This window comes from Pseudomonas sp. GW821-FHT09C09, from assembly GCF_059418105.1.
On record NZ_JBWKPF010000001.1, the window covers coordinates 792,919 to 812,576 of the forward strand.

Annotated in this window: 16 protein-coding genes and 4 tRNA genes; 4 read left to right on the plus strand and 16 right to left on the minus strand. The window is 60.7% G+C overall.

Translation table 11 applies throughout. From position 1 onward, the window contains the following. Positions 1–83: 83 nt before the first annotated feature. The 6 genes from AC07NR_RS03875 to leuC all read right to left on the minus strand — a co-directional run bounded on the left by AC07NR_RS03875 (position 84) and on the right by leuC (position 6,536). Complete coding sequence (locus AC07NR_RS03875; protein ID WP_495077847.1) at positions 84–1,094, minus strand: aspartate-semialdehyde dehydrogenase; 1,011 nt, start codon at positions 1,092–1,094, stop codon at positions 84–86. 112 nt (positions 1,095–1,206) lie between these two features. After that, the gene (gene asd / locus AC07NR_RS03880) at positions 1,207–2,319 is read right to left on the minus strand and encodes an aspartate-semialdehyde dehydrogenase (protein WP_011333354.1); all 1,113 of its coding nucleotides are present in this window, start codon (positions 2,317–2,319) and stop codon (positions 1,207–1,209) included. 66 nt (positions 2,320–2,385) lie between these two features. Beyond that, positions 2,386–3,468 carry a 3-isopropylmalate dehydrogenase gene (gene leuB, locus AC07NR_RS03885; RefSeq protein WP_248744596.1) on the minus strand — a complete coding sequence of 361 codons (1,083 nt, stop codon included), beginning with the start codon at positions 3,466–3,468 and terminating at the stop codon, positions 2,386–2,388. A gap of 69 nt (positions 3,469–3,537) precedes the next feature. Further along, positions 3,538–4,305: a class I SAM-dependent methyltransferase gene (locus AC07NR_RS03890; protein ID WP_115077206.1), complete on the minus strand. Its 768-nt coding sequence runs from the start codon at positions 4,303–4,305 to the stop codon at positions 3,538–3,540. A 155-nt stretch (positions 4,306–4,460) separates the two neighbouring features. Continuing rightward, entirely contained in the window at positions 4,461–5,105 is a 645-nt protein-coding gene (gene leuD, locus AC07NR_RS03895) for a 3-isopropylmalate dehydratase small subunit (RefSeq protein WP_007956446.1), read from the minus strand. A gap of 12 nt (positions 5,106–5,117) precedes the next feature. After that, positions 5,118–6,536, minus strand: a complete 1,419-nt coding sequence (gene leuC, locus AC07NR_RS03900) for a 3-isopropylmalate dehydratase large subunit (RefSeq protein ID WP_085711997.1) — start codon at positions 6,534–6,536, stop codon at positions 5,118–5,120. Positions 6,537–6,676: 140 nt separating this feature from the next. On the opposite strand from leuC, the gene AC07NR_RS03905 reads away from it, so the two are divergent. Further along, positions 6,677–7,567 (plus strand): LysR family transcriptional regulator, encoded by an 891-nt coding sequence (locus AC07NR_RS03905; protein WP_085711996.1) that lies wholly within the window; start codon positions 6,677–6,679, stop codon positions 7,565–7,567. A gap of 68 nt (positions 7,568–7,635) precedes the next feature. Further along, the gene (locus tag AC07NR_RS03910) at positions 7,636–10,914 is read left to right on the plus strand and encodes a PAS domain S-box protein (protein WP_085711995.1); all 3,279 of its coding nucleotides are present in this window, start codon (positions 7,636–7,638) and stop codon (positions 10,912–10,914) included. Positions 10,915–10,960: 46 nt separating this feature from the next. Here the strand turns inward: AC07NR_RS03910 and AC07NR_RS03915 are convergent, their stop codons facing one another. The 10 genes from AC07NR_RS03915 to gltX all read right to left on the minus strand — a co-directional run bounded on the left by AC07NR_RS03915 (position 10,961) and on the right by gltX (position 16,811). Continuing rightward, complete coding sequence (locus tag AC07NR_RS03915) at positions 10,961–11,404, minus strand: Hsp20 family protein (protein ID WP_114882100.1); 444 nt, start codon at positions 11,402–11,404, stop codon at positions 10,961–10,963. A 120-nt stretch (positions 11,405–11,524) separates the two neighbouring features. Then, positions 11,525–12,484: a tRNA dihydrouridine synthase gene (locus tag AC07NR_RS03920; protein ID WP_495077848.1), complete on the minus strand. Its 960-nt coding sequence runs from the start codon at positions 12,482–12,484 to the stop codon at positions 11,525–11,527. 35 nt (positions 12,485–12,519) lie between these two features. Beyond that, positions 12,520–12,981 (minus strand): acyl-CoA thioesterase, encoded by a 462-nt coding sequence (locus AC07NR_RS03925; RefSeq protein ID WP_495077849.1) that lies wholly within the window; start codon positions 12,979–12,981, stop codon positions 12,520–12,522. A gap of 47 nt (positions 12,982–13,028) precedes the next feature. Beyond that, positions 13,029–13,862 carry an alpha/beta fold hydrolase gene (locus AC07NR_RS03930; RefSeq protein WP_085732470.1) on the minus strand — a complete coding sequence of 278 codons (834 nt, stop codon included), beginning with the start codon at positions 13,860–13,862 and terminating at the stop codon, positions 13,029–13,031. A 30-nt stretch (positions 13,863–13,892) separates the two neighbouring features. Further along, entirely contained in the window at positions 13,893–14,432 is a 540-nt protein-coding gene (locus tag AC07NR_RS03935) for a TetR/AcrR family transcriptional regulator (RefSeq protein ID WP_007956432.1), read from the minus strand. A 181-nt stretch (positions 14,433–14,613) separates the two neighbouring features. Beyond that, positions 14,614–14,689: transfer RNA gene (locus tag AC07NR_RS03940), tRNA-Glu, on the minus strand. Positions 14,690–14,767: 78 nt separating this feature from the next. Then, positions 14,768–14,843: transfer RNA gene (locus tag AC07NR_RS03945), tRNA-Ala, on the minus strand. Positions 14,844–14,896: 53 nt separating this feature from the next. After that, a tRNA-Glu gene (locus AC07NR_RS03950) sits at positions 14,897–14,972 on the minus strand. A 79-nt stretch (positions 14,973–15,051) separates the two neighbouring features. Beyond that, positions 15,052–15,127 (minus strand) — tRNA-Ala (locus AC07NR_RS03955). Positions 15,128–15,329: 202 nt separating this feature from the next. Continuing rightward, positions 15,330–16,811 carry a glutamate--tRNA ligase gene (gene gltX / locus AC07NR_RS03960; protein ID WP_305835264.1) on the minus strand — a complete coding sequence of 494 codons (1,482 nt, stop codon included), beginning with the start codon at positions 16,809–16,811 and terminating at the stop codon, positions 15,330–15,332. A gap of 230 nt (positions 16,812–17,041) precedes the next feature. Between gltX and AC07NR_RS03965 the strand changes: the two genes are divergently transcribed. Next, positions 17,042–18,091: an HlyD family secretion protein gene (locus AC07NR_RS03965; RefSeq protein WP_119427460.1), complete on the plus strand. Its 1,050-nt coding sequence runs from the start codon at positions 17,042–17,044 to the stop codon at positions 18,089–18,091. Next, positions 18,081–19,631: an MDR family MFS transporter gene (locus AC07NR_RS03970; protein ID WP_495077850.1), complete on the plus strand. Its 1,551-nt coding sequence runs from the start codon at positions 18,081–18,083 to the stop codon at positions 19,629–19,631. Before AC07NR_RS03965 ends, AC07NR_RS03970 begins: the two co-directional genes overlap by 11 nt. Positions 19,632–19,658 lie beyond the last annotated feature (27 nt).

A 19,658-nucleotide genomic window follows, 5' to 3' on the forward strand; every position in this document is an offset into this window, starting at 1 on the left:
CCGGAGGGTATTACGTCATCAAGCGCTCTGGCCAAGCATAGCGCCCGGCTAGAATCAGTCGACAAATTGTTGCCAAGTATCTTTTACAGCAGGTCTTTTATCAACAACTCGGCCACTTGCACCGCGTTGAGTGCCGCGCCTTTGCGTACGTTATCTGACGTCAGCCACAGATTAAGTTCCGACGGCTCGTCAACACCGGCGCGCACCCGCCCGACATAGACCACGTCCTGCCCCACCGCGTCACCGACAGCGGTCGGGTAATCGCCGGCCTCTACCAGCTCGATCCCCTCGGCGTCTTCAAGCGCGGCATTGACCTTTTCCAGGTCGACCGCGTTCGTTGACTGCAAGGTCACGCTAAAGCTATCGCCAAAAAACACCGGGGCTTGAACGCAAGTTGCGGAAATCTTTAATGAAGGTTTGGCCAGCACCTGACGCAGCTCGCGCACCAGACGTTTTTCCAGCAGGGTGTGGCCGTGCGCATCCGGCGTACCGACCTGAGCCAACAGGTTGAACGCCATCTGCCGATCGAAGAATGTCGGCTCCAGCGGACGCATGTTCAGCAGCTCCGTCGTCTGACGAGCCAGCTCGGCAACCGCCTCACGGCCCTGGGCGGAAACGGCCAGATTGGCGGTGACATGCACATATTGCAGATCGACCAGATCGAGCAACGGCGCCAGCACCACGGCCAGCGTAGTGGCCGACGGGCTCGGGCTGCTGACCTGGAACGGCACTTTCAAACCGGCCAGCAAATCGGCATTGGCCTCAGGCACCACTTGCGGTGCCTGATCCGCCGGCAAGGCGCCGGACAGATCGACCAGCGAGCAACCCGCCGCATGGGCGCGAGCCGCGTAGCTCAGGGTGATCGCCGGGCCGGCGGCAAAGAACGCCAGCTTGACCTTGCTGAAATCGAACTCGTCGACTTCGCGCACGCGCACGTTCTTGTTGCGAAACAGCACCGAGCTGCCGGCGGATTCGCTGCTGGCCAGCAGGTGCAGGTTGCCGACCGGGAAGTCGCGTTCCTCGAGAATCTGCACAAGGGTTTCGCCGACAATACCGGTGGCGCCGATCACGGCAATATCAATGGGCTGGCTCATGGTGCGACCTCTGGTGGAACGGGGGGAGCGGCACTTTACCGGGTGGCTGCCAGACAGGCAAAAAAAACCCGCGCCTCTTGCAAGGCACGGGTTCTTTCATGGCTTCAAGCGATCAACGCTCCAGCAGGATCCGCAGCATGCGACGCAGCGGTTCGGCCGCGCCCCACAACAGCTGGTCGCCGACGGTGAACGCGCCAACGAACTGAGAACCCATGTTCAGCTTGCGCAGACGACCGACCGGTACATTCAGGGTGCCGGTAACTTTCGTCGGGCTCAGCTCCTGCATGCTGATTTCACGGTTGTTCGGCACCAGCTTGACCCAAGGGTTGTGCTGGCTGATCAGCCCTTCGATGTCGGCGATCGGCACGTCTTTGTTCAGCTTGATGGTCAGCGCCTGGCTGTGGCAGCGCATGGCGCCGATGCGCACGCAGATGCCGTCGACCGGGATCGGGCTCTTGAAGCGGCCGAGGATCTTGTTGGTCTCGGCCTGGGCCTTCCACTCTTCGCGGCTCTGGCCGTTCGGCAGTTCCTTGTCGATCCAAGGGATCAGGCTGCCGGCCAGCGGTACGCCGAAGTTTTCGGTCGGGTACGCATCGCTGCGCATGGCTTCGGCCACACGACGGTCGATGTCGAGGATCGCGCTGGCCGGGTCGGCCAGTTGATCGGCGACAGCGGCGTGGGTCGCGCCCATCTGCTTGATCAGTTCACGCATGTTCTGCGCGCCGGCACCGGAGGCCGCCTGATAGGTCATGGCGCTCATCCACTCGACCAGACCGGCCTCGAACAGACCGCCCAGGCCCATCAGCATCAGGCTGACGGTGCAGTTGCCGCCGATGTAGTTCTTGGTGCCCGCATCGAGCTGCTGGTCGATGACCTTGCGGTTGACCGGGTCGAGGATGATGACGGCGTCGTCGTTCATCCGCAGGCTCGAGGCCGCATCGATCCAGTAACCCTGCCAGCCGGCTTCGCGCAGCTTCGGGAACACTTCACTGGTGTAGTCGCCGCCCTGGCAGGTCAGGATCACGTCGAGGGTCTTCAGCTCTTCAATGCTGTAAGCGTCCTTGAGCGGAGCAATGTCCTTGCCCACGGACGGGCCTTGGCCACCGACATTGGAAGTGGTGAAAAACACCGGCTCGATAAGATCGAAATCCTGCTCTTCCAGCATCCGCTGCATGAGCACGGAACCGACCATGCCGCGCCAACCGATCAGACCTACACGTTTCATCGCAACTACACCTTCTTGAAAAGTGGGCCGCTGCTTTGTATTGAATTTCGCAGCGGGCCCGAGAGATTACAGATTCCGCAGCGCGGCGACTACTGCGTCACCCATTTCCTGCGTACCGACTTTAGTGCAACCGGTCGAAAAGATGTCGCCGGTGCGCAGGCCTTGATCCAGCACCACGCTGACCGCTTTCTCGATGGCATCCGCGGCTTCGTGCAGATTGAAGCTGTAACGCAGCATCATTGACACCGACAGAATGGTTGCCAGCGGGTTGGCGATGCCTTTGCCCGCGATGTCCGGTGCCGAACCGTGACAAGGCTCGTACATGCCCTTGTTGTTGGCATCCAGCGAGGCCGACGGCAGCATGCCGATGGAGCCGGTGAGCATCGACGCTTCGTCGGACAGGATGTCGCCGAACATGTTGTCGGTGACGATCACGTCGAACTGCTTCGGTGCGCGCACCAGTTGCATGGCGGCGTTGTCGACGTACATGTGGCTCAGTTCGACTTCAGGGTAATCCTTGGCCACCTGCTCGACCACTTCACGCCACAACTGGCTGGACGCCAATACGTTGGCCTTGTCCACCGAGCACAGCTTCTTGCCACGAACCATGGCCATGTCGAAACCGACACGGGCGATGCGGCGGATTTCGCTTTCGCTGTACGGCAGCGTGTCGTAGGACTGACGCTCGCCGTTTTCCAGGGTACGGGTGCCGCGCGGCGCGCCGAAATAGATGCCACCAGTCAGCTCGCGGACGATCAGGATGTCCAGGCCGGAAACGATTTCCGGCTTCAGGCTCGAGGCATCGGCCAGTTGCGGGTACAGGATCGCCGGACGCAGGTTGCCGAACAGGCCCAGTTGCGCACGGATTTTCAGCAGGCCGCGCTCAGGGCGGATGTCACGCTCGATGGCGTCCCATTTCGGGCCGCCCACGGCGCCCAGCAGCACAGCGTCGGCGGCGCGGGCACGGTCGAGGGTTTCATCGGCCAGCGGCACGCCGTGCTTGTCGATGGCGGCGCCACCGATCACGTCATGGCTCAGCTCGAAGCCCAGGCTGTACTTGTCGTTGGCCAGCTCCAGCACCTTGACCGCTTCGGCCATGATTTCCGGACCAATACCGTCGCCTGGGAGAATCAGAATCTGCTTGCTCATGCTTTCCTCGTGTCTTCAGTCGGTGCGCCATCGACTGGCGCGCCCGGAAAAATGCTTGTCGTTCTAAATTTATTTCTCGGCCCAGAGCACCAGTACATCTGTACTGAACGAACCATCGGCCTCAATCTCAAAATATTCGCGCACTTCGTTGCCCATCGATTGCTGCAACTGTCGGATCGCGGCACGCATCACTTCAGGCGTGCGCATGCGCTCGACCCAGCTGTTGTACTCCAGACGCAGGCGCTGACGCGTGGTGCTGCGGGTGTGCAGACCGGCCTCGCTGACCTGACGCAGCCACTCACCGGCAGAATAATCGCGCACATGGCTGGTGTCGCGCAGCACTTCGACGCTCTGCAGATACGTGTCGAACAGCGGACTGCCCGGAGACAGCACATCAATGAACGCCGCCACGCCACCCGGTTTCAGCACCCGACGCACTTCGCGCAGGGCCACGCCGAGGTCGCTCCAATGGTGCGCCGAATAGCGGCTGAACACGAAGTCGAACTCACCATCGGCGAACGGCAGGCGCTCGGCGGCACCATTGACCGTGGAAACGTTGCTCAAACCACGATCAACCGCAGCGGCAGCCACCACATCGAGCATCTGCTGCGACAGGTCGTAGGCCACCACTTCCTTCACCAGCGGGGCGACGTGAAAACTCACGTGCCCTGCGCCGCACCCCAGGTCCAGCACCCGAGCCTCGCCCTGCCCCGCCAGCTCAGCCTGTAGCAGCGCAAATTCAGTGCCTTGAGCGTGAACGGCGCTGCTCAGGTAGGCGGCGGCCTGTTCACCGAATTGCTTCTGTACAACCTGACTGTGCTGGGCGGTGCTGGTCATGGGGACTTCCTTTTGGGCTGGAGTCTTGTGTTGCTTTTGCGGGCCTCATCGCTGGCAAGCCAGCTCCCACAGATTTCGTGAACACCGCGAATTACTGTGGGAGCGGGCTTGCCCGCGAAGAGGCCAGCCCTGACGGCATCAATCTCAAATCTTGCTCAGGCGTCGCGGAACAACCACGGCTGGCTCGCACGATGCTTGGCTTCAAATGCCGCAATCGCATCGCCGTCCTGCAAGGTCAGGCCGATGTCGTCCAGGCCGTTGAGCAGGCAGTGTTTGCGGAATGCATCGATCTCGAAGCGATAGACCTTGCCGTTCGGGCTGGTCACGGTCTGTTCGTGCAGATCGATCTGCAACTGATAGCCCGGCGCGGCCTCGACCTGCTTGAACAACTCGTCAACTTCCGCATCGCTCAAGATGATCGGCAGCAAGCCGTTCTTGAAGCTGTTGTTGAAGAAGATGTCGGCGTAGCTCGGCGCAATGATGCTGCGGAAACCGTATTCTTCCAGCGCCCACGGCGCGTGCTCACGGCTGGAGCCGCAACCGAAGTTCTCGCGGGCCAGCAACACGCTGGCGCCTTGATAACGCTCGGCGTTGAGCACGAATTCCTTGTTCAGCGGGCGCTTGGAGTTGTCCTGATACGGCTGGCCGACATCCAGATAACGCCACTCATCGAACAGGTTCGGGCCGAAACCGGTGCGCTTGATCGACTTCAAGAATTGCTTCGGGATGATCTGGTCGGTATCGACGTTGGCACGATCCAGAGGCGCGACAAGACCAGTGTGCTGGGTAAAAGCTTTCATGCTGCGCTCCTTTCAGATCAATTCACGAACGTCGATGAAACGACCGTTCACCGCCGCCGCAGCGGCCATGGCCGGGCTGACGAGGTGGGTACGGCCACCGGCGCCCTGACGGCCTTCGAAGTTACGGTTGGACGTCGAGGCGCAATGCTCGCCGGACTCCAAACGGTCCGGGTTCATCGCCAGGCACATCGAGCAACCCGGCTCGCGCCATTCGAAACCGGCTTCGAGGAAGATCTTGTCCAGACCTTCGGCCTCGGCCTGCGCCTTCACCAGACCCGAGCCCGGCACCACGATGGCCTGCTTGATGGTCGACGCGACCTTGCGGCCCTTGGCGATCACCGCAGCAGCGCGCAAGTCTTCGATGCGCGAGTTGGTGCAGGAACCGATGAATACGCGGTCGAGCTGGATGTCGGTGATCGCCTGATTGGCGGTCAGCCCCATGTATTTCAAGGCGCGGACGATCGAGTCGCGCTTGACCAGATCCATCTCCTTGGCCGGGTCCGGCACGTTCTGATCAACGGCCAACACCATTTCCGGCGAAGTGCCCCAGCTGACTTGCGGCTTGATCTGCGCAGCGTCGAGCTCGACCACGGTGTCGAAATGCGCATCAGCGTCGGACACCAGGTCTTTCCAGGATTCAACCGCCAGATCCCACTCGGCGCCTTTCGGTGCGAACGGACGACCCTTGACGTAATCCACAGTCTTCTGGTCCGCCGCCACCAGGCCCACACGGGCGCCGGCTTCGATGGACATGTTGCAGATGGTCATGCGGCCTTCGATGGACAGATCGCGGATCGCGCTGCCGGCGAACTCGATGGCATGGCCGTTACCGCCGGCGGTGCCGATCTTGCCGATAACGGCGAGAACGATGTCCTTGGCGGTCACGCCGAACGGCAACTGGCCTTCGACGCGCACCAGCATGTTTTTCATTTTCTTGGCGACCAGGCACTGGGTGGCGAGCACGTGCTCGACCTCGGAAGTGCCGATACCGTGAGCCAACGCGCCAAACGCGCCGTGGGTCGAGGTGTGGGAGTCGCCGCAGACCACGGTCATGCCCGGCAAGGTCGCGCCCTGCTCCGGGCTGATCACGTGGACGATGCCCTGGCGCACGTCGTTCATCTTGAATTCGACGATGCCGTATTCATCGCAGTTGTCGTCGAGGGTCTGAACCTGCAAACGCGAGACCTGGTCGGCAATGGCGCTGATGCCGCCCTTGCGTTCCGGGGTGGTCGGTACGTTGTGGTCCGGGGTCGCGATGTTGGCATCGATGCGCCACGGCTTGCGCCCGGCCAGACGCAGGCCTTCAAAGGCTTGCGGCGAGGTCACTTCGTGGATGATGTGACGATCGATATAGATCAGCGCCGAACCATCGTCGCGCTGCTTGACCAAATGCGAATCCCAGAGCTTGTCGTAGAGCGTTTTGCCGGCCATCAGACGTTTCCTCATCAGCTTGTTTCTATGCCCTGGGCTTATCAATAACCCTTTGGCTTGTGAGGCCGATCCTATGGGGTTAGATTGAATAACTCAAATTCATATTTTTTATGCTTTGGATAACCAACTGGAATACAAACATGGATCTGGCCAACCTCAATGCTTTTATCGCGATTGCCGAGTCCGGGAGCTTCTCGGGCGCCGGTGAACGCCTGCACCTGACGCAACCGGCGATCAGCAAACGTATCGCCGGGCTGGAGCAGCAATTGAATGTGCGGCTGTTCGACCGGCTGGGCCGTGAAGTGGGCCTGACCGAGGCCGGCCGGGCACTTCTGCCGCGGGCTTATCAGATTCTCAACGTGCTGGATGACACGCGCCGCGCCCTGACCAACCTCACCGGCGAAGTCACCGGCCGTCTGACCCTGGCCACCAGTCACCACATCGGCCTGCACCGTTTGCCGCCCCTGCTGAGGGAATACACCCGCCGCTACCCACAGGTGGCGCTGGATATTCAGTTCCTCGATTCGGAAGTGGCTTACGAGGAAATTCTCCATGGCCGCGCAGAACTGGCGGTCATCACCCTGGCGCCGGAGCCACATACGCTGGTCAAGGCCACACCGGTCTGGGATGACCCGCTGGATTTCGTGGTCGCCCCGGAACACACATTGATCAGCAACGGCGCTGTCACATTGGCGGACATTGCCGGCCATCCGGCAGTTTTCCCCGGCGGCAACACCTTTACCCACCATATTGTCCAACGTCTGTTCGAGGCTCAGGGCCTGACGCCGAACATCGCCATGAGCACTAACTATCTGGAAACCATCAAGATGATGGTGTCGATCGGCCTGGCCTGGAGCGTTTTGCCGCGCACCATGCTCGATGAACAGGTGGCGCGCATACCTTTGCCGGGCATACAGCTCAGTCGCCAGCTAGGCTATATCCTGCACACCGAACGGACGCTGTCGAATGCTGCACGGGCGTTTATGGCCCTGCTGGACGCGCAAATCGATCTGCCAGGGACTCTCGGCTGACTTGTGCTACTCCTATAGAGCTGCCGTCCCTGTGCCTAACGCCCAAATCAGCTCAAGGCCCCTTAACAATGCCGAAATCTGTTGACCGTATTCCGCCGATGCCGCGTATTCAGGCCATTGATCCACGGCGTTCCGAACAGAGCTGGGAGAGCGCGCCGCAATTGCTCGCGGCGCTCAACGGCGCCCGCCTCGGCGCCTGGTATTGGGATATCGAGCGCGGGCAGATCAGTTGGTCGCGGGGCACCCAGGCCCTGTTCGGCTTCGATCCACGGCAGCCGCTGCCCGAAGATCTGGAATACCTTGACCTGTTGCCGCCGGAAGACCGGGCGAAAACCATTCGCGCCTTCCACGCGGTGATTGCCGGCGCGCCGCTGGAACAGGCGATGCACCACCGTATTCGCTGGCCCGACGGCAGCCTGCACTGGCTGGAGATCAATGGCAGCCTGCTGCCGGACAAACATGGCCGCCCCCGAATGATCGGGGTGATCCGTGAAATCACCCACCAGCGGCAACGGGAACAGGCGCTCAGCAGCTCGGAGAAACGTTTCGCCACACTATTTCACCTGTGCCCGAACATGGTGCTGTTGACCCGCCAGGAAGACGGCCTGATCAGCGAGGCCAACCAGTATTTCGAAAGCCTGTTCGGCTGGCCGGTGCAGAGCGCCATCGGGCGCACCACCCTGGAGCTGGGCCTGTGGGTGCATCCCGAGCAACGGGCGGAGCTGGTCAAGAAGACCAAGGCCAAGGGCGAACTGATCAGCATGGAGGTGCAGTTCCGCGCCAGCAATGGCCAGGTTCACGACGGCATTCTCAGCGCACAGAAAGTCGAACTTGAGGGCCAGCCTTATCTGTTGAGCACCTTTCTCGACACCACCGAACGCAAAGCCGCCGAACACGCCCTCAAGGACAGCCAGGAGCGCCTCGATCTGGCACTGGACTCGGCGCAGCTCGGCACATGGGACTGGCACATTCCCAGCGGCATGCTTTACGGCTCGGCCCGGGCCGCGCAATTGCATGGGCTGGAGCCGATTCCGTTTCATGAATCGTTCGACGAATTCTTCGAAGGTGTACCCGGCGAAGAGCGTGACAGCATGCGCGACGCCTACCGCAGCCTGCGCGAAGGCCCGGCGGGCAACTATCAGCTGACGTACCGCGTGCAACTGCCGGACGGCAGTTCGCGCTATCTGGAAAGCCGTGCCCGCCTCTATCGCGACGAAAACGGCGCGCCGCTGCGCATGGCCGGCACCTTGCTCGATATTACCGATCAAGTCGAGCGCGAACAGCGCCTCGTGGCTTCCGAAGAGAAATTCGCCACCCTGTTCCAGGTCAGCCCCGACCCGATCTGCGTGACCCGCCAGGAAACCGGGGAATTCATCGAAATCAACTCCAGTTTCACCCAGACTTTCGGCTGGAGCGCCACCGACGTGATCGGCCATACCGCCGAAGAAATCGGCCTGTGGGATGCGTCGGCGAAAAGCCTGCAACGCATCGAGCGGGTGATCCGCGAACAGGGCCTGAGCAATGTCGCGATCATCGTCCAGCACAAGGACGGCCAATCGCTGACCTGTGTGATTTCCAGTCGCCAGATCAGCGTCGGCAACCAGCCGTGTATCGTCACCACGCTGCGTGACATCACCCAGCAACAGCGCTCGGAAGCAGCGCTCAAGGCCAGTGAAGAGAAGTTCGCCAAGGCATTTCACTCGAGCCCCGACGCGATCACCATCACCGAACGCGACACCGGGCGTTATCTGGAGGTCAACGATGGTTTCTGTCGCCTGACTGGCTACCGTGCGGATGAAGTGGTGGGCAAGACCGTGTATCAGGTCGGCATCTGGGCCGAGGAAAAACAGCGCTCGGGGTTGCTCGCCGAGCTACAGATCAAGGGCCGTGTGCATCATCAGGAAATGCTCGGGCGCAACAAGCGCGGGGAATTGCTGACGGTGGAAGTCTCGGTCGAGCCGATCACCCTCAACGAAATCGCCTGCCTGTTGATGACCGCCCGGGACGTCAGCCTGCTGAAGAACGCCGAAGCGCAGATCCGCCATCTGGCCTATCACGATCCGCTGACCAACCTGCCCAACCGCGCATTGCTGATGGATCGCCTGAGCCAGCAGATCGCCCTGCTCAAGCGCCACAATTTGCGCGGCGCGCTGCTTTTTCTCGATCTGGATCACTTCAAGCACATCAACGACTCGCTCGGCCATCCGGTTGGCGACACGGTGCTGAAAATCATCACCGCGCGCCTCGAAGCCAGTGTGCGCATGGAAGACACCGTGGCGCGGCTTGGTGGCGATGAATTTGTGGTGTTGCTCAGCGGCCTGGAAGGTACGCGCAACGAGGTCAGCGTTCAGGTGCGGGAACTGGCCGACACCATCCGCGAATTGCTGTCGGAGCCGATGTTCCTCGACGGCCAGCGCCTGCAAGTGACGCCGAGCATCGGCGTGGCGCTGATTCCCGATCATGGCTCGACCCCGACCGACCTGCTCAAACGTGCAGACATCGCGCTGTACCGGGCCAAGGATTCCGGGCGCAACACCACGCAGATGTACCACAACACCATGCAGAAAGCGGCCAGCGAACGGCTGCGCATGGAGACCGATTTGCGCCTGGCGCTGTCCCGTGGCGAATTCAACGTGCATTTCCAGCCGCAAGTGGACGCCCGGGACAACCGCATCATCGGCGCCGAAGCGCTGGTGCGCTGGAATCACCCGGAACTTGGCGCGCAATCGCCGACCGAGTTCATCAAGGTCCTGGAAGACAGCGGGCTGATCCTCGAGGTCGGCACCTGGATCCTCGATGAGGCCTGCGATGCCTTCAAGCAATTGATCGCCGACGGCTTGATCGATCCGCTGGCGTTCAGCCTGTGCGTGAACATCAGTCCCCGGCAGTTCCGCCAGAACGACTTCGTCGAACGCATCGAACACAGCATGACCAGCCATGGCCTGCCCTGCTCGCTGCTGAAACTGGAAATCACCGAAGGCATCGTGATCCAGAACCTGGAAGACACCATCAGCAAGATGCGCCGCCTGAAAAAGCTCGGCGTGAGCTTCGCCATGGACGATTTCGGCACCGGTTATTCATCGCTGACTTACCTCAAGCGCCTGCCGGTGGACACCCTGAAGATCGATCAGTCCTTCATCCGCGACGCCACCAGCGACCCCAACGACGCCGAGATCATCCGCGCCATCGTCGCAATGGCCCGCAGCCTGGAACTGGAGGTGATCGCAGAAGGCGTGGAAACCCCCGAACAACTGGCGTTCCTGCAAGGGCTGGGCTGCCATTTGTATCAGGGGTATCTGCACAGTCGGCCGGTGGCGCTGGAGGTGTTGAAAGGCTTGCTGGTTTGACAGGCACAAAAAAGGGCGCCTTTCGGCGCCCTTCTTGTCGGTCGGCTTATTGCAGAGCCGGCTTCTGCGCCCCGTTGATCGGGATGCGTTTGGCTTTCGCTTCTTCCGGGATCACGCGCAATAGATCGATGCTCAGCAGGCCGTTGCTCAGGCCGGCGGCCTTGATCTCGATGTGATCGGCCAGACGGAAGGACAGCTTGAATGCACGCTGGGCGATGCCCTGGTGCAGGAAAGTGACGCCTTCGTTCGCGTCACGCTTGCCGCCACTGATGGTCAGCACGCCTTTCTCGACTTGCAGCTCCAGGTCTTCTTCCTGGAAACCGGCCGCCGCCACGACGATGCGATATTGATCGTCACCGTGTTTTTCGACGTTGTAAGGCGGATAGCTGCTGCCTGGCTCGTTGCGCAGGGCGGTTTCGAACAAGTCGTTGAAACGGTCGAAACCTACCGAGGAACGGAACAGTGGCGCGAGGGAAAATGCAGTACTCATGGTTCAAATCTCCTGAAAACAATCAGCAAGGTTTTTTGTCTCCGCGACCCGAATTCGGCATCGCGTACCCCTTAGATAGGGACCTGCGTTTTGTTTTCAAGAGATTATTCGAAGATTTTTTCAAGCCGCTTCGGCGACCGGCAAGCCCAGCAAGCGCGAGACCTGATCCGGCTCGGTCTCACGCCGAAGCACGGTAAACAGCTCGGTGGCCTCGGAGTAGTTGCGGGTCAGCATCGCCAGCCATTGCTTGAGGCGGCCCGGCGATTGGCGTGGCGTCATCTGCGCCTTGGCTTGCAGCCAGAAGTCCTGGATCAGCGGCATCAGCTCGCTCCAGGTCATCTCGACCACTTCTTCGCCGGCACGGGCGGCGGCGATCTGCTTGGCCAGATCGGGACGCGAAACCAGACCGCGACCGAGCATGATGTCCTCGACACCGCTGATTTCCCGGCAACGGCGCCAGTCTTCGACGCTCCAGATGTCTCCGTTGGCGAACACCGGCACCTTGACCACATCCTGTACACGTGGAATCCACTCCCAATGGGCCGGCGGCTTGTAGCCGTCCATCTTGGTCCGGGCGTGAACCACGATATGCTCGGCGCCACCCTCGGCCAGCGCCGTGGCGCAGACCAGCGAGCCGTCCGGGCTGTCGAAACCCAGGCGCATCTTGGCGGTGACCGGGATGTGCGCCGGCACCGCACGTCGCACGTGTTCGACGATCTGGTTGAGCAGTTCCGGCTCCTTGAGCAGCACCGCACCGCCACGGGATTTGTTGACGGTTTTCGCCGGGCAGCCGAAGTTCAGATCGATCACTTCGGAACCCAATTCGCAGGCCAGCGCAGCGTTTTCCGCCAGGCACACCGGGTCGGAACCCAGCAACTGTACGCGCAGCGGCACGCCGGAAGCGGTGCGGGCACCGTTGAGCAGTTCAGGGCCGAACTTGTGGAAATAGGCCGGAGTCAGCAACTGGTCGTTGACGCGGATGAACTCGGTCACGCACCAGTCAATACCGCCGACACGGGTCAGGACATCGCGCAGGATGTCGTCGACCAACCCTTCCATCGGCGCCAGAGCAATTTGCATGGGAAACACACACTCAAGGAAAAACGTGCGGCAGTTTACTGGGTTTCGCGGGTTAAACCCATGTCCGCTGTCTGGATGGCCGGACCGTAACCTTCAATGAACTCGGCGGGCATGCGCTTGGGCTTGCCGGTGGACAGTTCGATGCAGACGAAGGTGGTCTGGGCGCGCAGCAGCGTGGTGTTGTCGCTGGGGCGGATCAACTGGAAGTGACGGGTCATTTTCAGGCGCTGATCCCAATCGACGATCCAGGTCGCCAATTGCAGTTCGTCACCTTCGTAGGCGGCCGCCAGATAATCGATTTCGTGCCGCACCACCGCCATCGCCCGATCCAGACGCCGGTACTCGACCAGATCCAGACCCAGCCGCTGCGAGTGACGCCAGGCGCAGCGCTCAAGCCAGGAGACGTACACCGCGTTGTTCGCGTGTCCCAGGCCGTCGATGTCCTCGGCGCCCACGTGCAGATCAATGGTAAACGGCGTTGCCCGATCCCAGCCCATGCCCTACTCCCGGTCAAATGATTCAACCGGGGCAGTGTAACGGATGACTACGCCGATTGCCGCGCCTGAAGGCTGCGACCGGCCAGCAGTGATAACACGCCATCAATCACCCGAGGGTCGGCCAGCACGCGCTGGTGACCGCCGGCCTCCAGGCGCAGCAGTCGGCTGTCGAACCAGGATTCGTGGATCAGTTGGGATTCCTTGACCGAGACGAAGGTGTCGTCTTCGGCATGCACGATCAGGCCTGGCATATCCAGTTGATAGTGAGCGACATCGAGGGTTGCGGCGCGCATGCCGACGTCCTGTTCGACCTGGCGAATGAAGGCAGAACGAGCTCTCGGTGGCATGCCAACGTAGCGGGCAAAGCCGCGCAATACGCCCAGAATGCGAGCCGGCGCGGCAATGCTGACCAGGGTTTCGGTGCGCAGGCCCAGTTGCACGGCGAGCATGGCGCTGGCGCCGCCCATGGAGTGGCCGATCACGGCTTGCAGCGGAGGCAATTCAGCGGCGGCTTCGAGCATCGCGCGGGCGAACAATACGACGTTGGCTTCGCGCCCCGGCGAACGCCCGTGGGCCGGGCCGTCGAGCGCGACAACGGTGTAACCGGATTCGACCAGCGCGGTAATCAACGCGGCAAACTGGGTCGGCCGCCCTTCCCAACCGTGCATCAGCAGAACCGTCGGACCTTGCCCCCAACGCAGTGCCGAGAGGCCGAAACGCAACGTGATCCGCTCGGATTTAGCCAGCAGCGGCAATTCCCAATCCCGTGGCGCATTCGCGCGAGGGGTCATGAATGCCAGCCGCATTTTGCTTGCCACCAGTTTCGGTGCAAACCAGCCCAAGGTGCCATTAACGCCGCGAACCCACTTCAACGTGCTCATCGCTCTCTCCTCAGGCTTGCTGCCTTCAGGTCAACGCACCGCCGATTTGGCAGCGCGCAGCAATCGATCGGACAAATCACCAGGCCCCAACGCCCTTGAGAGCGCCAGGCCACCCACCATCAGGGCCACGTCGGCCAACGCTTTATCAATGTCTTCAGGGCTTGAAGCCAACTGCGCGATCATCAGTTCCAGGTGCTCGTTCAGCGCTATGCGAAATTCTTCCGGCAACCGCCCAAGCTCGCCGATGGAAGCCGGAATCGGGCAGGCCGAGTCACTGGAATCACGGTGCTTGCGCGACAGGTAGAACGCGGCCACCAGAGCGCGACGCTCTTCGCCGGTCAACTCAGAGTCCATGTCGGCAATCAGGTCCCGGCGGCGACCCAGCAACTGCTTGAACGCTTCAAGCATCATTGCGTCCTTGCTTTCGAAGTGCGCATAGAAGCCACCGACTGTCAGGCCGGCGGCGCCCATCACTTCACCCACGCTCGGCTCGGCCGGGCCACGCTGGATCAGAGCGGCGCTGGCAGCCTTGAGGATGCGTTCGCGGGTTTGAGCTTTTTTGTCGTTCATCGTTGCCTCCGAATATTACGATTAGAATATTATTCTCATAATAATATTCTGCAAGTCGAAAATATGACCGCTGGTCTGAAGCACAGTTTAAGGAAAAAGGAGATTTGGCCAAACGCCAGACAAACAAAAGGGCCATTCAATAATTGAATGACCCTTATAAATCCCGCAAGGCGGGTAATCGTGGCGTCCCCTAGGGGACTCGAACCCCTGTTACCGCCGTGAAAGGGCGGTGTCCTAGGCCACTAGACGAAGGGGACACAAACCTTCTATACAACTGATCAGTGCTGAGTGCTGATCGATTCAAGGCCGGTGTGGCCAGACCTTGAACTGTAAATTGGTGGAGCTAAGCGGGATCGAACCGCTGACCTCCTGCATGCCATGCAGGCGCTCTCCCAGCTGAGCTATAGCCCCGGATTTTTCGCCTCGCGGCGGAGCGACTACTTGTAACATCGCTTCTGTAAAACTGGCGTCCCCTAGGGGACTCGAACCCCTGTTACCGCCGTGAAAGGGCGGTGTCCTAGGCCACTAGACGAAGGGGACGCAAACCCTTCTATACAACTGATCAACGCTGAGTGTTGATCGCTTCGAAGCCGGTGTGGCCAGGCTTCGAAGTGTAAATTGGTGGAGCTAGACGGGATCGAACCGTCGACCTCTTGCATGCCATGCAAGCGCTCTCCCAGCTGAGCTATAGCCCCTCATCGTTGATGTCATCGCTGAGGACGGGGCGAATCTTAAGGGCGTATCGAAAGCCTGTCAAACTTATTTTTGAAAAATTTCAAAATTTTTTGTCGGCATAACAATCACTTACCGCCCTCCCCCCGTAAATTCGGGGGAAAACGCCGAAGGACGGGATCAAAAAATCCTGGCCTGCGGCGCGTCCTGCAGAGACAAACGCAATCAGGCGATAGCGCCCAACAGCTTTTCCCACTCTTTGTTTTCTTTCTTCGACACGCCGCCCAGCAGGTCAATCGCCTGGCGCAGACGGAAACGGGTCAGGTCCGGCCCGAGGATTTCCATCGCATCGAGCACCGACACCGAGCTCGCCTGACCGGTGATCGCCGCAAACATCAACGGCATCGCATCACGCAGCTTCAGCTCGAGAGATTCGACCACCGCCTGAATCGTCGCGGTGATGCTGTCCTTCTCCCACTGACGCAGGCTTTCCAGTTTCCACAGGATCAACTGCATCAGTTGACGAACCTGATCACCCGAGAGCTTTTTCGAATCGAACAGCTTGGCATCCGGATTGACGCCACCGGCGAAGAAGAAACCGGCCAGCGGTGCAACCTGACTGAAGGTTTCGACACGGCCCTGAACGTGCGGCGCGATCTTCATCATGTATTCGGAGTTGAACGCCCACTTCTGTACGCGAGCGGCGAACTCTTCCACCGGCAGGTCACGCAACCACTGGCCGTTGAGCCACGAGAGTTTCTCGATGTCAAAAATCGGCCCGCCCAGCGATACGCGCTTGAGGTCGAAGTTGTCGACCATCTCCTGCAGCGAGAACTTCTCGCGCTCATCCGGCATCGACCAGCCCATACGGCCCAGGTAGTTGAGCATCGCTTCCGGCATGAAGCCCATGCGCTCGTAGAACGTCACCGAGGTCGGGTTCTTGCGCTTGGACAGCTTGCTCTTGTCCGGGTTACGCAGCAGCGGCATGTAGCACAGCTCCGGTTGTTCCCAGCCGAAGTATTCGTAGAGCAGGATCAGCTTCGGCGCCGATGGCAGCCATTCTTCACCGCGCAGCACGTGGGTGATGCCCATCAGATGGTCGTCGACCACGTTGGCCAGGAAGTACGTCGGCAGACCGTCGGTCTTCATCAGTACTTGCATGTCCATGCGATCCCACGGGATCTCGACATCGCCACGCAGCATGTCCGGCACGACGCAGACGCCTTCGGTCGGCACTTTCATCCGGATCACGTGGGGTTCGCCGGCAGCCAGACGGCGCGCGACTTCTTCCTTGGACAGCAACAGCGCACGGCCGTCGTAGCGCGGGGTTTCGCCGCGCGCCATCTGCTCGGCGCGCATCTGGTCCAGTTCTTCAGCGGTGCAGAAGCACGGGAAAGCGTGGCCCATGTCGACCAGTTGCTGGCAGTACTTCTGATAGATGTCGCCGCGTTCGCTCTGACGATACGGACCGTGCGGGCCGCCGACGTCCGGGCCTTCGCTCCAGTCGATGCCGAGCCAGCGCAGAGCGTCGAAAATCTGCTGTTCGGACTCGCGGGTCGAACGCAGTTGATCGGTGTCTTCAATGCGCAGGATGAACTCACCGCCGTGCTGCTTGGCAAAGCAGTAGTTGAACAATGCGATGTAAGCGGTACCTACGTGGGGATCCCCGGTAGGCGATGGCGCGATGCGAGTGCGGACGGTGGTCATGGCATGTCTCGAAAAGAATGAAAAGCAAAGAACAATCAAGCGGCGAATGGTAACAGGCGACACCCGCCCCGCTCCAGCGGGCAGGGCATTTAAGCCAATTTTGCGTCTGTAACGCCCGTAGGCCGTGGTGAATGGCTGAATATCAGCAGACGGCATTTACCGTTCATCGGCTGTATGCCAGATTCGCCTGCTGATAACTTTCCTTACAATTCCTCGACTACAGTTTGCCCATGCCTGCCCAACTCAAGCGTCGCCTGTTCATTTTCCTGCTGCTCGTCCTGCTGATTGCCGGGGGCTTTTTCGCTCATTGGTTTTTCAAGGGGCGCTTTTATGAAAGCACCGACAACGCCTATGTCCAGGGTGAAATCACCCGCGTGTCGAGCCAGTTGAGCGCGCGCATCGACGAAGTCCTGGTGCAGGACAACCAGCACGTCGAAAAAGGCCAGTTGCTGGTGCGTCTCGAAGGCGACGACTTCCGCCTCGCCGTCGATCGCGCCAATGCCGCCCTCGCCACCCGTGAAGCCGAGCGCCTGCAGGCCCAGAGCAAACTGACCCAACAATCCAGCCTGATCGCCGCCAGCGAAGCGCAAGTGGCAACCACGCAAGCGACACTGGGCCGTTCGCAAATCGATCTGTCCCGCGCAGAAGCCCTGCGCAAACCCGGCTTCGTTTCCGAGGAACGGGTCACCACCCTCTCCGCCGACAACCACATCGCCCGCTCGCAAGTGGCCAAGGCCCAGGCCGATGCGCAGAGCCAGCGCCAGCAGGTCAGCGCACTGAATGCCGAGATCAAGCGCCTTGATGCGCAGATCGCCAACGCCCGCGCCGACCTCGCCCAGGCCGAACTGAACTTGACCCGCAGCGAAATCCACGCACCGATCAGCGGCCTGGTCGGCCAGCGCGCCGCCCGCAATGGGCAGATTGTTCAGGCCGGCGCGTACCTGCTGTCGATCGTTCCGGACGAAGACATTTGGGTGCAGGCCAACTTCAAGGAAACCCAGATCGGCCACATGCAGCCGGGGCAGAAGGCCGAACTGGTCTTCGACGCTTACGGCGATACGCCGATCGAAGCCCGGGTCGACAGCCTGTTCGCGGCTTCCGGCGCGCAGTTCAGCCTGTTGCCACCGGACAATGCCACCGGCAACTTCACCAAAGTCGTACAGCGGATTCCGGTCAAACTGACTTTCAAGGCCGATAACCCGCTGCACGGCAAGATCCGTCCGGGCATGTCGGTCACCGCCACCGTGAATATCAAAGACGCACCAGACAATGGCCGGTGATCAACTGATCCGCCCGGTCGGCGAACCGACCCAACGGGACTGGATCGCGGTGATGAGCGTCATGCTCGGCGCCTTCATGGCGGTGCTCGATATCCAGATCACCAACTCGTCACTCAAGGACATTCAGGGCGCCCTGTCGGCGACCCTGGAAGAAGGCTCGTGGATTTCCACCTCGTACCTTGTGGCGGAAATCATCATGATCCCGCTGACCGCGTGGCTGGTGCAGTTGCTTTCAGCGCGAAGACTGGCGGTGTGGGTCTCGCTGGGGTTTCTGATTTCGTCGTTGCTGTGTTCGATGGCCTGGAGCCTCGACAGCATGATCGTGTTTCGCGCCATGCAGGGCTTCACTGGCGGTGCGCTGATTCCGCTGGCATTCACCCTGACCCTGATCAAACTCCCCGAACACCACCGCGCCAAAGGCATGGCGATGTTCGCCATGACTGCCACCTTCGCGCCGTCCATCGGCCCCACCCTCGGTGGCTGGCTCACGGAAAACTGGGGCTGGGAGTACATCTTCTATATCAACATCCCGCCGGGGCTGATCATGATCGCCGGGCTGATGTACGGACTCGAGAAGAAAGAAGCCCATTGGGAGCTGCTGAAAAGCACCGATTACACCGGCATACTCACCCTGGGCATCGGCCTTGGTTGCCTGCAGGTGTTTCTTGAAGAAGGCCATCGCAAGGACTGGCTGGAATCGAGCCTGATCGTGACGCTGGGCAGCATCGCCCTGCTAAGCCTGATCACCTTCGTGATCGTGCAGATCTCCAAGCCCAACCCGCTGATCAACCTCGGCATCCTGCGCAATCGCAACTTTGGGCTGTCGAGCATTTCCAGCCTGGGCATGGGCGTCGGGCTGTACGGCTCGATCTATCTGTTGCCGCTGTATCTGGCGCAGATCCAGAACTACAACGCCTTGCAGATCGGCGAAGTGATCATGTGGATGGGTGTGCCGCAGCTGTTCCTGATTCCGCTGGTGCCGAAGCTGATGAAATTCGTCTCGCCCAAATGGCTGTGCACTTTGGGATTCGGACTGTTCGGGCTGGCGAGTTTCTCATCCGGCGTGCTCAACCCGGACTTTGCCGGGCCGCAGTTCAACCAGATCCAGATCATCCGCGCCCTCGGCCAGCCGCTGATCATGGTGACCATTTCGCTGATCGCCACGGCTTATATCCTGCCGCAGGATGCGGGTTCGGCGTCGAGCCTGTTCAACATCCTGCGCAACCTCGGCGGCGCCATCGGCATCGCCCTGCTCGCGACGTTACTGGATGCACGCACCAAGACCTACTTCGATTACCTGCGTGAAGCAGTGGTGCCGACCAACCCGCAGGTGGCCGAACGACTGGCGTCGATGACCGATCGCTTCGGCAGTGACACGGCGGCGCTGGGGAAATTGAGTGACATCGTCCATCAGCAGGCGCTGATCATGGCCTACAACGATGCGTTTCATTTTGTCGGGATTGCGCTGGGGATCAGCATGTTGGCGATCTTGCTGACCAAGAAGCTGCCCGCCGGCCTGAAGGCCGGCGAGGCTCATTAACCTTGACTGATCGTTCGCATGCTCCGC